Source organism: Mesorhizobium sp. P2_E9 (assembly GCF_056403815.1).
In genome coordinates this window covers 1-14,093 of sequence record NZ_JBFUET010000030.1, presented here as the reverse complement: position 1 = coordinate 14,093, position 14,093 = coordinate 1, and the positions used below count along the sequence as shown (strand labels likewise).

At 64.2% G+C, this 14,093-nt stretch carries 14 protein-coding genes and 1 tRNA gene; 10 read left to right on the top strand and 5 right to left on the bottom strand.

The genetic code is table 11. The features are described 5' to 3' along the window. Position 1: 1 nt before the first annotated feature. Positions 2-676: a GntR family transcriptional regulator gene (locus AC1D05_RS34255; protein WP_477447244.1), complete on the bottom strand. Its 675-nt coding sequence runs from the start codon at positions 674-676 to the stop codon at positions 2-4. A 138-nt stretch (positions 677-814) separates the two neighbouring features. On the opposite strand from AC1D05_RS34255, the gene AC1D05_RS34250 reads away from it, so the two are divergent. Genes AC1D05_RS34250 through AC1D05_RS34215 form a run of 8 tightly spaced genes read left to right on the top strand, consistent with a single transcriptional unit; the run spans position 815 to position 9,568 of the window. Further along, positions 815-1,402, top strand: coding sequence for an amino acid synthesis family protein (locus AC1D05_RS34250; protein ID WP_477447242.1), 588 nt, complete (start codon positions 815-817; stop codon positions 1,400-1,402). Then, positions 1,395-3,194 (top strand): alpha/beta fold hydrolase, encoded by a 1,800-nt coding sequence (locus AC1D05_RS34245; RefSeq protein ID WP_477447240.1) that lies wholly within the window; start codon positions 1,395-1,397, stop codon positions 3,192-3,194. Before AC1D05_RS34250 ends, AC1D05_RS34245 begins: the two co-directional genes overlap by 8 nt. Beyond that, complete coding sequence (locus tag AC1D05_RS34240; protein WP_477447238.1) at positions 3,191-4,228, top strand: LLM class flavin-dependent oxidoreductase; 1,038 nt, start codon at positions 3,191-3,193, stop codon at positions 4,226-4,228. Before AC1D05_RS34245 ends, AC1D05_RS34240 begins: the two co-directional genes overlap by 4 nt. A 10-nt stretch (positions 4,229-4,238) precedes the next feature. After that, a complete protein-coding gene (locus AC1D05_RS34235; protein ID WP_477447236.1) occupies positions 4,239-5,708 on the top strand; it encodes an aldehyde dehydrogenase in 1,470 nt (489 codons plus the stop codon). 59 nt (positions 5,709-5,767) lie between these two features. Further along, entirely contained in the window at positions 5,768-6,772 is a 1,005-nt protein-coding gene (locus AC1D05_RS34230) for an ABC transporter substrate-binding protein (protein ID WP_477447234.1), read from the top strand. Positions 6,773-6,831: 59 nt separating this feature from the next. Then, on the top strand, positions 6,832-7,692 hold the full coding sequence (locus tag AC1D05_RS34225) for an ABC transporter permease (RefSeq protein ID WP_477447232.1): 861 nt from the start codon (positions 6,832-6,834) through the stop codon (positions 7,690-7,692). Between the two features lie 2 nt (positions 7,693-7,694). Continuing rightward, the gene (locus AC1D05_RS34220; protein WP_477447230.1) at positions 7,695-8,495 is read left to right on the top strand and encodes an ABC transporter permease; all 801 of its coding nucleotides are present in this window, start codon (positions 7,695-7,697) and stop codon (positions 8,493-8,495) included. Beyond that, positions 8,492-9,568 (top strand): ABC transporter ATP-binding protein, encoded by a 1,077-nt coding sequence (locus AC1D05_RS34215; protein ID WP_477447228.1) that lies wholly within the window; start codon positions 8,492-8,494, stop codon positions 9,566-9,568. The genes AC1D05_RS34220 and AC1D05_RS34215 overlap by 4 nt, the downstream gene beginning before the upstream one ends. 62 nt (positions 9,569-9,630) lie before the next feature. On the opposite strand, the gene AC1D05_RS34210 is transcribed toward AC1D05_RS34215, so the two are convergent. Further along, the gene (locus AC1D05_RS34210; protein WP_477447226.1) at positions 9,631-10,413 is read right to left on the bottom strand and encodes a DeoR/GlpR family DNA-binding transcription regulator; all 783 of its coding nucleotides are present in this window, start codon (positions 10,411-10,413) and stop codon (positions 9,631-9,633) included. Positions 10,414-10,591: 178 nt separating this feature from the next. Here AC1D05_RS34210 and AC1D05_RS34205 point away from each other — a divergent pair, with 178 nt between their 5' ends. Beyond that, positions 10,592-11,395 carry a hypothetical protein gene (locus AC1D05_RS34205; RefSeq protein ID WP_477447224.1) on the top strand — a complete coding sequence of 268 codons (804 nt, stop codon included), beginning with the start codon at positions 10,592-10,594 and terminating at the stop codon, positions 11,393-11,395. On the opposite strand, the gene AC1D05_RS34200 is transcribed toward AC1D05_RS34205, so the two are convergent. After that, a complete protein-coding gene (locus AC1D05_RS34200) occupies positions 11,396-12,007 on the bottom strand; it encodes an NAD(P)-dependent oxidoreductase (protein ID WP_477447222.1) in 612 nt (203 codons plus the stop codon). It abuts the gene before it with no gap. A 37-nt stretch (positions 12,008-12,044) separates the two neighbouring features. Beyond that, complete coding sequence (locus AC1D05_RS34195) at positions 12,045-12,683, bottom strand: DsbA family protein (RefSeq protein ID WP_477447220.1); 639 nt, start codon at positions 12,681-12,683, stop codon at positions 12,045-12,047. Positions 12,684-12,821: 138 nt separating this feature from the next. Between AC1D05_RS34195 and AC1D05_RS34190 the strand changes: the two genes are divergently transcribed. After that, on the top strand, positions 12,822-13,739 hold the full coding sequence (locus AC1D05_RS34190; RefSeq protein ID WP_477447218.1) for a LysR family transcriptional regulator: 918 nt from the start codon (positions 12,822-12,824) through the stop codon (positions 13,737-13,739). Between the two features lie 136 nt (positions 13,740-13,875). Here AC1D05_RS34190 and AC1D05_RS34185 read toward each other — a convergent pair. Further along, positions 13,876-13,952, bottom strand: a tRNA-Met gene (locus AC1D05_RS34185). Positions 13,953-14,093 lie beyond the last annotated feature (141 nt).

Sequence of the window (14,093 nt, the reverse complement as noted above, 5' to 3'; positions counted from 1 at the left end):
TTCATGCCGGCGGCCGCAGCGCCGTGCGGGCGATCTGCCAGGCGGATTCGACATGGCGCCGCGCCGCGGCTTCCGCCTCTTCCGGCTTGCGTGCGCGGATCGCATCCATGATCTCGTTCATCTCGGCGATCGCCGCTTCGCGCCGGTTGGTCGAAACGATGGTCATCGAACGAAGCTGATTGATGCGGACATTCAGCCCGCTGACGATTTCCCAGGCGACACGCTTATCGGCGGCCTCGAACAGTGCCTCGTAGAATTTCGTCGTCGCCCGCATCACCGCCGGCGGCGTCCCCGATGCCCATGCCTCGAACAGGTCCGCCAGCGCGCGTTCGAGCCTTGCCAGCTGCTCGCCGGTGGCCGACAGGGCGCAGGCTCGGGCCGCAATGCCTTCAAGCAGCGCCCTGAGCTCATAGATCTCGTCGGTGCGGCCGAGGTCCGGCCTGGCTACGGCCGGCCCGTGCCCAGGGATCATCTGCACGAGCCCCTCGGCCTCCAGCTGCCGCAGAACCTCGCGCACGACGGAACGGCTGACGCCAAGCTGGTCGCAAAGCGGCCGCTCGACCAGCCTTTCGCCAGGCTGGAAGTGGAAATCCATAATCGCGTCGCGCATGCGCTCCAGCGCCAGCGTCCTCAAGGTCTTAGCGCTGCGGTCGATGCGAAGCGTGTCGTCTGGCATGTGTTGTGTTGCCTCCTGCGCCGCCACAAAACAGATTCCATGCCCGGTTGACAAGGAACTTGGCGCTCCATAGCATGGTATACCATAAGATGATACAGGGATCAGATGGTCCCGCGACGTCGCAGACCCGAGGATTTCATGCTGCCTGCCATTCGCAAGATCGTGACCTATTCCGAGAACACGCTGATCGAAGGCGGCAAGGTTGTCTCCAGCCCACTGCGCCTTATCGGCGTCGCCGCGGTGCTGACCAATCCCTGGGCCGGTCGCGGCTTCACCGACGATCTGTCGCCCGAAATCCGCGCCTGCGCGCCGGTGCTGGGAGAAATCCTGACCCGCGAGATCATTGCCGCCGCCGGTTCCGGCGAGGCGATCGAGGGCTATGGCAAGGCAGCCATTTGCGGCACGTCGGGCGAGATCGAGCATGCCTCGGCGCTGATCCACACGCTGCATTTCGGCAACCATTATCGCCGCGCCGTCGGCGCCAAGACCTATCTTGCTTTCACCAATCTTCGCGGCGGGCCGAACACGCCGATCATGATCCCGCTGATGGACAAGAATGACGAGGGACGGCGCTCGCATTACCTGACCGTGCATTTCCAGATCGGCGATGCGCCGGCGCCGGATGAGCTGGTGGTCGCGCTTGGCGCGTCGATCGGCGGTCGCCCGCACCATCGCATCGGTGATCGCTATCAGGACCTCAAGGAGCTTGGGGACGTGCATGGCTGACGCTTCCGCATGGGCCCGACAGGGCACCGCGCCCGACAGCACCGGCTTCATCCGCGCCGGATCGGGCACGCCGGTGCTGTTCATCCATGGCGTTGGCATGAACGCCGCGATCTGGCAGCCGCAGATCGAGCGCATGGCCGACCGCTTTGACGTGATCGCCATCGACATGCTCGGCCACGGCCTTTCGCCGCTGCCGCCGCAGCAACCGGAACTGGCCGACTACGCCGACCAGGCCATTCGCTTGCTCGACCATCTCGGCCTCGACCAAGTGTCCGTCGTCGGCCATTCGATGGGTGCGCTCGTTGCCCAGGAGCTCGCGCTGCGCGCACCGGAGAGGGTCCGCCGCATCGTCTCGCTGAATGCGGTGTTCCGGCGTCCACCTCAACTGGCCGAAGCCGTTCGCCAGCGAGCTGTGGCGCTCAATGGCCGCAGCGATACGGCCGGTACGGCACAGACCATTGCCCGCTGGTTCGGAGATCCGGTGCCGGCCGAGCTGGAAGCGGCAGCGCAGAAGACGGCATCCGAACTGAGCGCGGTCGACCCGGAAGGCTATGCCCGCACCTACCGCCTGTTCGCTCGAGCCGACGGCGATCATGCTGACCGCCTGCCGACGCTGGCCGTGCCGGCCCTGTTCATGACCGGCTCCGAGGACAGGAACTCGTCGCCGGCAATGTCGTCCGCGATGGCACGTCTGGCGCCGCAGGGCCGCTGCACGGTGCTGCCGGGCGAGAAGCACATGATGGCGGTGGCGGCACCGGATCTCACCACGCGCCATATCGTTGATTTCCTCGCAGAGGACGAAGCAGCCGAGCAGAACAGCACTGCGGAGGCGAATACCGGGTTCGACAGCGGCGAGTTCCGCCGTGCGCTTGGCTCCTTCCTCACCGGCGTCACCATCGTCACCACGATCGGTCCCGAAGGCGAGCCGCGCGGCTTCACCGCCAACTCCTTCACCTCGGTGTCGCTCGATCCGCCGCTGGTACTGGTCTGCATCGCCCACAAAGCCCTTGGCCATCCCGTCTTCGCGACATCGAAGAGCTTCGCCATCAACGTTCTCAACGAGGGTCAGAAGGCAGCGTCCGGCATCTTCGCTTCGAAAGCGGTCGACAAGTTCGCTTCCGTGGCCTGGCGTCCGGGACGCACCGGCAGCCCCGTGCTGGACGGCTCTGTCGCGTCCTTCGACTGCGACATGGAGCGGCTGGTCGAGGCCGGCGATCATTCGATCCTTATCGGCCGCGTCCGCGATTTCGAGCACAATTCCGCGCCGCCGCTCGGCTATTGCCGCGGCGCCTATGTCGCGCCCGGCCTCAGCCAGGACGCGCTGGCGGCCACCCAGCCCGGCACCGATGTCGGCGCCATCCTCGAAAATGGCGGCCGAATCCTGTTCCTGGAAACGGCGGACGGCTTTGAACTGCCGCGCGGCCGGGGATTGGGCTCGGCCGGGGATGGCAAAAGTCTGCGAGGGCTGCTTGCGGCGAAGGCCATCGAGGCACAGCTCGGATTCCTGTTCGCCGTCTGGGACGACGCCGGAACTGTTTCGCGCACACATGTCTACTATCGCGGCACGTTCGACGTGCCCGCTTCCAGCGATCGCGGCATCAGGCTCATCGAGATCGACGCGATCGAAGGATTGAAGATCGCCGATCCGGCGATCCGCTCCATGCTCGCGCGCTATGTCAGGGAATGCTCGGTGGATGCATTCGGCGTCTATGTCGGCAACGATGTCGAAGGCGAGGTCCGGCCGCTCGCCAGACCCAGCGCTTCCACCGTCAATACAGGTGACCACGGATGAAATTCTCGCTCTTCGTGCATATGGAACGGTCGGACCTGGCCAAGCCGCATTCCGAGCTTGTGACCGAGCTCGAGGAACTGGTCCTGATGGCCGAACAGGCAGGGTTCGAGACCGCCTGGATCGGCGAGCATCACGGCATGGAATTCACCATCTCGCCCAATCCCTTCATCAACATCGCCTATCTCGCCGCCAAAACCAGCCGCATCCGCCTCGGCACTGGAACCGTGATCGCGCCCTTCTGGCATCCGATCAAGCTTGCCGGCGAAGCGGCGATGGCCGACGTCATCAGCGGCGGCCGGCTCGACATCGGCATCGCGCGCGGCGCCTACAGCTATGAATATCAGCGCATCTTTCCAGGCCTCGACGCCTGGGGCGCTGGCCAGCGCATGCGCGAGATCATACCGGCGATCCGCGGTCTCTGGGACGGCGACTTCGAACTCTCCGGCGAGTTCTGGCAATTCCCCGCCACCACCTCCTCGCCCAAGCCGCTGCAGAAACCCTACCCGCCTATCTGGGTGGCGGCCCGCGACCCGAATTCGCACGATTTCGCCGTCGCCAACGGATGCAAGGTCCAGGTGACTCCGCTGGCTTCCGGCGATGACGAGGTGACGAGCCTGATGCAGCGCTTCAACGCCGCCTGCGCCGCGCATTCCGAGATCGAACGGCCGGAAATCATGCTTTTGATGCACACATTCGTCGCCGAGGACGCGGCCGACGCCGATCGCCTCACGCAGGATCTGTCGACCTTCTACTGCCAGTTCGGCGCCTGGTTCCAGAACAAGAAGCCGGTGCATCAAGGCGTTTTAGAGCCGCTGACGCCGGACGAGATCGCGGCCATGCCGCAATACGCGCCGGACAAGATCCGACAGAACCTGGTGATCGGCGAGGCCGATGAGGTCATCGCCCGGCTGAAGGCCTATGAGGCGCTCGGCTACGACCAGTACTCGATCTGGATCGACAGCGGGCTTTCGCACGAGCGCAAGACGAAATCGCTGCAACTGTTCATCGACCGGGTGATGCCGGCCTTCCTCTGATCGCGAGCCCATGACCGACGCTGTTTTCAGAAACTTCATCGACGGCCGCTTCGACGAGCCGTCCGCCACGTTCGACAGTGTCGACCCGTCGACCGGCGCGGCCTGGGCCAGGATGCCGGCGGCGAGCGAAGCCGATGTCGACCGTGCCGTCGAGGCGGCGCATCGCGCACTGCGCTCAGACCCATGGCGAAGGATGACAGCGACTGCACGTGGAAAGTTGCTGGTCAAGCTCGGCGACCTTGTCGCCGCCAATGCCGGGCGACTTGCCGAACTCGAGACACGCGACACCGGCAAGATCATCCGCGAGACCCGCGCCCAGATCGCCTATGTCGGCGACTACTACCGCTATTATGGCGGGCTCGCCGACAAGCATGAGGGCGCGCATGTGCCTGTTGACAAGCCCGATCTCGACGTCACCATTCGCCGCGAGCCAATCGGCGTTGTTGCCGCCGTGGTGCCATGGAATTCGCAGCTCTTCCTCTCGGCAGTCAAGCTCGGCCCGGCGCTCGCCGCCGGCTGCACCATCGTGCTCAAGGCCTCCGAGGACGGACCGGCGCCGTTGCTCGCCTTTGCCGAACTGGTTCTTGAGGCCGGCCTTCCCCCAGGCGTCGTCAACATCCTCACCGGCTTCGGCCAGGACTGCGGCCGGCGGCTGACCAGCCATCCGCTGGTTTCGCGCGTCGCCTTCACCGGCGGCCCGTCGACGGCGCGCGCCATCGTCAGGAACACGGCAGAGAACCTCGCTTACACCACGCTGGAGCTCGGCGGCAAAAGCCCGGTCGTCGTCTTCGCCGACGCCGACCTCGACAGTGCTGCCAACGCGGTGGTCGCCGGCATTTTCGCCGCAACGGGCCAGAGCTGCGTCGCGGGCTCGCGGCTGCTGGTGGAGCGTTCGGTGAAGGATGAATTCCTCGCCCGGCTGAAACGCAAGGCCGAAGCGATCCGCATCGGCGATCCGCAGGATCCGGCGACCGAAATGGGTCCGCTCGCCACGCTGCGCCAACGCGACTGGATCGAGAAGGTTGTCGCGGAGAGCCTTGACGCGGGCGGTATGCTGGTCACCGGCGGAACACGGCCAGCCGGCAGCGGTTTCTACTATGCACCGACCATCATCGATGCCGGCGGCAGCGACCTGGCCTGCGTGCGCGAGGAATTGTTCGGACCGGTGCTCAGCGTGCTTGCCTTCGACAGCGAGGCGCAAGCGCTGGCATTGGCCAACGACACGCCCTTCGGCCTGGCTTCCGGCGTGTTCACCAGCAATCTCGCTAGGGCGCACCGCATGGCGCGCGACATCCATGCCGGCGTCGTCTGGGTCAACACCTATCGCGCCGTATCGCCGCTCGTTCCCTTCGGCGGCTACGGCCTGTCGGGCCTCGGCCGCGAAGGCGGGCTCGATGCCATCAGAGATTACACGCGCTCGAAATCCGTATGGATCAACACTTCGGACGAGCCGATCCCCGATCCTTTCGTCATGCGCTGAGAACCGCGGGACGCAGGTGCACTGAGAAAAACAAGAACAGACCAACAGAGGAGAATGACATGAAACTGATTTTGACCGGCCTGCTGGCCGGACTGCTCGCGGCGACCGCCGCCAAGGCCGACGAGATGGCGTTCACCAGCTGGGGCGGCACCACGCAGGAAGCGCAGACCAAATCCTGGGCGGCCCCCTTCGAGGCCAGCTCCGGCATCAAGGTGCTGCAGGATGGGCCGACCGACTACGGCAAGCTCAAGGCCATGGTCGACGCCGGCAACGTCACCTGGGATGTCGTTGACGTGGAAATGGATTTCGCCATAAAGGCTGCCAAGGACGGTCTGCTGGAGCCGATCGACTATGCGGTCGTGCCCAAGGCCGATCTCGACCCGCGCTTCAGCAATGAGCATGCCGTCGGCAGCTTCTACTATTCCTTCGTGCTCGCCTGGAACAAGGGTGCCGTTACGGGCGAACCAACCGGCTGGGCCGACATGTTCGACACCAAGAAGTTTCCCGGCAAGCGGACCTTCTACAAATGGTCGGCGCCGGGCGTCATCGAGATCGCTTTGCTGGCCGACGGCGTGCCGGCGGACAAGCTCTATCCGCTCGATCTCGACCGTGCCTTCAAGAAACTCGACACCATCAAGTCCGATATCGTCTGGTGGGGCGGCGGTGCCGAGTCGCAGCAGCTGATCGCCTCCGGCGAAGCCGCCTTCGGCCAGCTGTGGAACGGACGTGTCTTCGCCCTGCAGCAGGATGGCACCGATGTCGGTGTCGCCTGGAACCAGAACCTCACCGCCGCCGACGTGCTCGTCGTGCCCAAGGGCGCCAAGAACAAGGACAGTGCGATGAAGTTCCTCGCTGCCGCAACCAGCCCGACCGGCCAGGCGAAATTCGCGGAGGCAAGCGGCTATGCGCCGATCAACACCAAGGCAAAGGCGGAGATGCCGGCCGATGCCGTCAAGGCCCTGCCAGATGCCCATGTCGAGGGCCAGATCAACCTCGACATGAACTACTGGGCCGAGCATCGCGACGAGATCGCCACGCGCTGGTATGCCTGGCAGACCAAGTAACACCGTTGCAGACCGACGGGGCGCGGCTTGCGCGCCCCGTTTCGAGACAGGACCGCTCGATGCAGGGAAGTTCTTTCAGACGCAGCTCGGTCGCCGGCCTGCCGGCCGGCAGCGGCAGCGCCTTGCCGGCCCTCCTGCTGGTCGGCCTGTTCTTCATCGTGCCGGTGGTCGCCCTGTTGCTGCGCAGCGTCACCGATCCCGAACCGGGCTTGCAGAACTATGCGGCGCTGTTCGGCAGCGGCACCTATGTGCGGGTGTTCCTCAACACCTTCCTGGTCGCATCGGTCGTCACCGTCGTCACCATCCTGGTGGCGTTCCCCGTGGCTTGGATGCTGGCGATCATGCCGCCCGCTTTGGGCTCGATCGTCTTCGGCATCATCATCCTGTCGATGTGGACGAACCTTCTCACCCGCACCTATGCGTGGATGGTGCTGCTCCAGCGCACCGGGGTGATCAACCGGGCGCTGATGGGCCTGGGCATCATCCACGAGCCGCTGCCGCTCATCAACAATCTGGCCGGCGTCACCATCGGCATGGTCTACATCATGCTGCCCTTCATGATCCTGCCGCTGGTCGGCACACTGAGGGCGATAGACCCGATGACGCTGCGCGCCGCCGCCCTTTGCGGCGCGAGCCCGTTCGAGGCCTTCCGCCGCATCCTTTTGCCGCTGTCGCTCCCCGGCATCGCCGCCGGTGGGCTGATGGTCTTCGTCATGTCGCTTGGCTACTTCGTCACCCCGGCCCTGCTCGGCGGCACATCGAACATGATGCTGGCTGAGATGATCGCACAGACGGTGCAGTCACTGCTCAACTGGGGGCTCGGCAGTGCGGCCGCCTTCGTCCTGCTCGTCGTCACCATGGCGCTCTACGCGATCCAGCTTCGCCTGGTCGGCACCAGGCGCTCCGGCGGAGGGATCTGAGAATGCTGCTCGACTACGACCGGCTCGGGTGGCTGCGTGTGGCGCTTGTCGGCTTCACCGCGGCGGTTGCGGCTTTCCTGCTGCTGCCGGTGGTCTTCATCGTGCTCCTGTCATTCGGCTCGTCGCGCTGGCTCGCCTTCCCGCCGCCCGGCTGGACGCTGAAATGGTACCAGCAGTTGCTGGCCGACCCGACCTGGATCGATGCCGCGCTGACCAGTGCCCGGATTGCTGCCATGGCCGCCATCCTCGCCGTCATCATCGGCCTGTTTGCCTCCTTCAGCCTGGTTAGGGGCGAGTTTCGCGGGGGGCAATTCCTGCGCGGATTGCTGTTGACGCCTATGGTGTTGCCGGTCGTCGTTTTCGCCATCGCCATCTACGCCTTCTTCCTGCGCATCGGCCTTGCCGGCACCACGGTCGGCTTCGTCATCGCCCACACTATCCTGGCACTGCCTTTCGCCATCATCCCGATCACCGCCGCGCTCGAGGGTTTTGATAAATCCATCGAGGACGCGGCCATTGTCTGCGGCGCCAGCCCGTTGCAGGCGCGGTTGAGGATCACCTTGCCGTCGATCAGGATCGGCATCTTCTCGGCGGCGATCTTCTCTTTCCTGGCCTCATGGGACGAGGTCGTGGTGGCGATCTTCATGGCAAGCCCGACCTTGCAGACCTTGCCGGTCAAGATCTGGGGCAGCCTGCGCGCCGACCTCAGCCCCGTCGTCGCCGCCGCCTCCAGCCTGCTTGTCGGCCTGACCTTGTGCCTGATGATCGTGACCGCACTCCTTCGCAGAAAATTGTCCAGATGACCCGGTCCTTCCTGTCTATACGCGCGGTAAGAAAGACGTTCGGCGCCTTCGTCGCCGTCCATGACGTCACCATCGATGTGCCCAAGGGCGAGTTCCTGACGTTCCTCGGCCCGTCGGGCTCCGGCAAGTCGACGACGCTCTACGCCATCGCCGGTTTCCAGGATCCGAGCTCGGGCGACGTGCTTCTGGAGGACAGGTCGCTGCTTTCGGTGCCGTCGCACAAGCGCAACATCGGCATGGTCTTCCAGCGCTACACGCTGTTTCCGCATCTGAGCGTCGCCGAGAATGTCGCCTTTCCACTGCGCGTGCGCCGCCGGCCGGATGGCGAGGTCAAGCGCAAGGTCTCCGACATGCTGGCGCTGGTGCGCCTCGAAAACTTCGCCGGCCGCCATCCAGGCGCGCTGTCTGGCGGCCAGCAGCAGCGCGTGGCGCTTGCCCGCGCGCTGGCCTACGACCCGCCGATCCTCTTGATGGACGAGCCGCTGTCGGCACTCGACAAGAAGCTGCGCCAGGAAATCCAGGCCGAGATCCGCCGCATCCACCGCGAGACCGGCGTCACCATCCTCTATGTCACGCATGACCAGGAGGAGGCGCTGCATCTTTCGGATCGCATCGCTCTGTTCAGGGAAGGCCGTATCGAACAGATCGGCACCGGCGAGGATCTTTATCTCCGGCCGGCGAGCGAGTTCGTTGCCGGCTTCATCGGCAACTCGAATTTCCTGCCGGCCGAGCATCTGCAAACCGCGGGTGGGGCGTCAACGATCCGCCTGGCCGACGGCTCGATCGTGACCGGCGTCAAGACGACAACGTCCTTCGGCCAAGGCCAGAAGGTCCGGTTGATGGTGCGCCCGGAAGCCTTCCGCCTCACACCCGGACCGGCGAGCGCGGCACTTGCCGTCGAGATCGTCGATACCGCCTTCTTCGGTGACCGCCGGCGCGTCGTGGCGCGCACGGCCAGCGGCGACGAAATCGATGTCAGGCCAACCTCTGACGCTGAGGGGGCAAGTAGCATCATCGCATCAGGTCAGCGTATCTTTTTCGATCCCGCTTCGGCGTTCCTGTTCCCGGCCTGATGGCGGCAATCTTCCTGAAGGGGTCGGATTTCAACTGATCGATCGCCTCTCGCGGCGGTCGCTCAGTTGCCGCTGAAGACATGAAGTTCCGTTCCAGCCGCTTTAATGACCGCGCGTAGCGCCGGTTGCGGTTCACGATCGGTGACGATGTCGGAAAGCTCACCGAGCCCGCAGACGCGTTCCAGGCTGTTGCGGCCGAACTTGTCGTTGGTCACCACAAGCGCTGTCGACAGCGCGCGCGCAATCATCGCCCGCTTGACCGCCGCCGCCCCCGAGATCATGTCGCTGGGTCCGTCCACCGACAGGCCCGAGGCGCCGATGATGGCAATGTCGGCGTTGTAGCGCTTGACGAATTCCACCGTATCCTCACCGACGACGCTGGCTTCCCGGCTGTCATAGGTTCCGGGGCACAGGATAACCCGGAAGGTCGGATTGGCCCCAGTCACCGAGGCCACGCCTATGGAATTGGTGATGATGGTCAGCTCGCGCTTGAGCTGCGAGAGACTGCGCGCCACCTCGTAGGTGGTCGAGCCGCCATCGATCATCACGATCTGGCCTTTCTCGACCAGTCCGGCCGCACCACGCCCGATCCGGGCACGCTCCTCGATCATGGTCTGGCTGCGCTCGGCAATCACCGGTTCGGATGTCACCAGCGAGATCGTCGCGCCACCATAGGTTCGGTTTAGCAGTCCCGCATCGCCAAGCTCGATCAGATCGCGGCGGATCGTCTCGCCGGCAACACCCAGTCGCAGGGCGAGCCTGGAGATACGGATCGAGGCCGATCGGCGCACTTCCGTCAGGATAAGCGCATGCCGCTCCTTCTTCGATAGCCGGCTATGCTCCATGATCGATTCTCCGCGAAGTCGACAGTATTAACCATGCCGACGCTGATGGGGAAGGAGTCTCGCAAGGCCCAGCTGACCTGCCCCGATCCGAACGGTTAAGCCGTATGCCGGCTGACAAGCGCAGGTGCTACTATTTGATGACGCTCTGACGAATCGGCGGAAGACGACGGAGACCGCAATGCATGTCGTGACATTGCTGAAGGCAGATATGTTCGACGTCGAGATCGACGGCAAGCCCGCCTCGATCGCACAGGCCTTGCCGGACTGGAACCCGCATGACCGCTTCGGCCTGGTAGTCGACGATGCGCTTGGCGGCATCGGCGCCACCCATCTGCTGCAGATCGCCATCACCTCCTTCTACGACGTCAAGCCGAGCCGCCGCACGGAGCTGACGGTCTATCCCGAAATCTATGCCTTCCACATCGGCAAGGGCTATGGCGCGCATGCGCCCTATGATTTCTGGCCGGCCCGGCGCGAGATCATCACCTCGCTCGATCATCGTGAGGTGCTCGACGCCATCAATGATCGCGGCATCACAAGGCTGGCCGTTCCCGATCGCGCGCCGCGCGAGGTCGTGCATCGGCCGAAGGAGATCGATGCGGCGCTCGACCGCATCGCATCGGCCTTCGTCTACGACCCGTCGGGCCGTGTTTCGGATCCCGACCTCGTCATTTCAGGCAACGACAAGCGAACCGAATACAATCCCAACAGTGCCTTACGGCCGCGCTACAGCGACAGCCGGCCGGCTTCGGTTTCGACCGCGGCCAAGCCGGTCAAGGAACTCGATTCGTCCTACCAGGACTGGCTGCGCAAGCGTGAGCACGACCTGACCAGCGAGGAGCGCGCCTTCGTCGAACGTCGCCGCCAGGATCTGAGACAGGACGGCCTCGTCACCGAAACCTATCGGCGTGTCGGCGTCCGCGAAGCCCTGATGCGTTTGGCGTCGGCCGGCCTCGATCGAGACACGGCCGCCGCCGTTTGATCAATAGCCGACGGTAAAACGCTGCCTGACATGGGCCGGCTTCTCGATCTCGTCGACCATGACGATGGCATAGTCCTCGAAGGAGATGCTGCTGCCCTTGTCCGAGGCGAGAAGCGTGTCCTTGCCGAGGCGGTATTTGCCGGTGCGCTCGCCCGGGACGAACATGGCGGAGGGCGACAGGAAGGTCCAATCGAGATCGCCCACCGTCTTCAGCGTGTCGAGAAAGTCGGCGCCCTTCTGCGCTTCGGCCTTGTAGATTGTCGGGAATTCGGGGGTATCGACCAGCCTTTTGCCGGGCGCGACTTCGAGGCTGCCGGCGCCGCCGACAATGAGATAGCGCTTCACACCGGAAGCGCGCACGGCGGCGATCAGCGTTTCGGGATCGCTGTCCAGAAAGTGCACGGCACTGATCACCACATCATGACCTCGGATCAGATTAGCGAGACCTTCCTTGTCGAAGACATCGCCCTTCCTGGCCGTCACACCGGGCAGCACGGCAATCTTCTCCGGGCTGCGGGCGATACCGGTGACCGTGTGGCCACGGTCAGAAAGTTCCTTGAGCAGGCGCGAACCGACAGCACCCGATGCGCCGATGAGAGCGACTTTTGCCATGTCTTTTTTCCAGTCCTTGTTGGAGGTCAGTTGGGGATCACGCCGCCGCGATATGAGCGAGGAGATTGTCGAAGCTGCCGAACAGCGCGTTCGAACCGATGAGCTTGGGCGCATCGTTGCGGATGATTGCAAGGGAAGGCACGCCATTGGCATGCAGGCGCTGGAACAGCGCGCGACCACGGCTGACCAGCTCGCTGTGCGCCGTCAGCAAGATTTCGGTCGGCTTCTTCAGCATTGCCGCGGCATCCGCCATGCCGGAATCGGCGAGCACGCCAGCCACGCCTTCGACAGTCACGATATCGCGGCCGTCGACATAGCGCGCACGCTGGATCGCCTTCAGCGCGGTGAGCCGGCGGCTGGGGTCTTCCTGCCCGGCGGCACTGATGCCGAGGGTCGCGGCGTGCGAGTCCAGCAAGGTGCCGCGGATATTGAGGACATTATGCTGATAGGCCTGTGTGAATTTCTGTCCAGTCAAACGCTCGATACGCTGGTCGTTCGCCCAGGCATGAGCGGCAAAACCTTCATCCATCGGCCGTGCACCTGAACCGGAGAACAGGCCGGTCGGCAGCAGCTCGACGCGCACGCCACTGGCCGACAACCTGTCCAGCATCGGCGTGGCGCCATAGCACCAACCGCAGAGCGGGTCGAAAAGGTACGTCACGTCTGAATTGCTCACGATTGCTGCCATCCTCGGTGCGGGATATCGCCGACGAGCCCGCCACATATCTTGGCTATATGTGGCAGACGCAGGTCTTGCGATAAATCGCGGCCAATAATACAAACTGTCTGATCAGATCAGACAAAAGCATCCATCTTGGCCGACCTTCTGAACCTCAACCGGCTCGTCTACTTCACCACGGTGATGGAGACTGGTTCGTTCACATCAGCTGCGGATCGGCTTGGTGTCGCCAAGGCCGTGGTCAGCCATCAGATCGGCAGGCTCGAAGAGGAGCTGGGCGCGACGCTGCTGCAGCGCACGACGCGGCGTGTCACGCCCACGGAAGAGGGCCGGCTCTTCTATGACAGGGCGGTGATCATCCTGCGCGAGGCGGAGTCGGCTTATGGTGAGATTTCGCACAGCGCGGTCGAGCCGAGCGGAACGCTGAGACTGACCGCGCCGCTCGACTATGGCACCAGGATGGTGGCCCCTGTCATGGCGGCGTATCTGAAGACCTATCCGCATATGCGTGTCGAGGCGATCTTCGACGACGCAGTGAGCAGTCTGGTCGACGAGCAGATCGATCTCGGCATCCGCGTCGGCTGGCTCACCGATTCCTCCAACCAGGCGCGGCGCCTGGGCACGATACGGCAGATCGTCGTTGCCAGCCCGGCCTGCGAGGCAAGCCTGCCGGCGGATGCGAACCCGAACCAGGCGCGATCACTGGCCTGGGTCGGCAACGCCCAGCTGCGCGGCGTCGGCCAATGGCTCTTCTCGAGGAACGGCGAGACGGTTCTGACCGAACTCAATCCCGTCGTCGTATGCGACAAGAGCCCGGCGGCCTATGCTTGCGTGCTCGCCGGCATCGGTCTGGGCATATTTCCCGACTATGCAGTTGATGAGGATATCGCCACAGGGCGGCTTGTGCGGATATTCGCCGAATGGACCCTGCCGACCGGGGGTATCCATGCCGTCTTTCCGCCGGCCCGCTTCCGGCCCGCCAAGGTACGCGCCTTCGTTGAATTGCTCGCGGCTGCCGAGAGAAAGCGGGCGCGCGGCGTGACCAAAGGGTGAAGCGCCCCGCGATATGTAACGTCAGCGCAAACTTACATTGATGCAAACTGGCTCTGCCTGCGCTGATGCGCTCCAACCGAGCCTAGAAAAACAAAAAACGGCCCGCTGGTTTGCGCCAGGCGGGCCGTTTTATGTTTGGTTGCGGGGACAGGATTTGAACCTGTGACCTTCAGGTTATGAGCCTGACGAGCTACCGGGCTGCTCCACCCCGCGCCAACCCTAGGCAAGCATCTGCTTGCCGATCTGAGCAAGCGTTTGCTTGCGTAGTCTGCGATCGCCTGAGGCGATTGCGGTATTGGTAACCACCAAATGAAAGGGCCGCTTACGCGGCCCGTGGTCCCTTGGCGGGCCTTG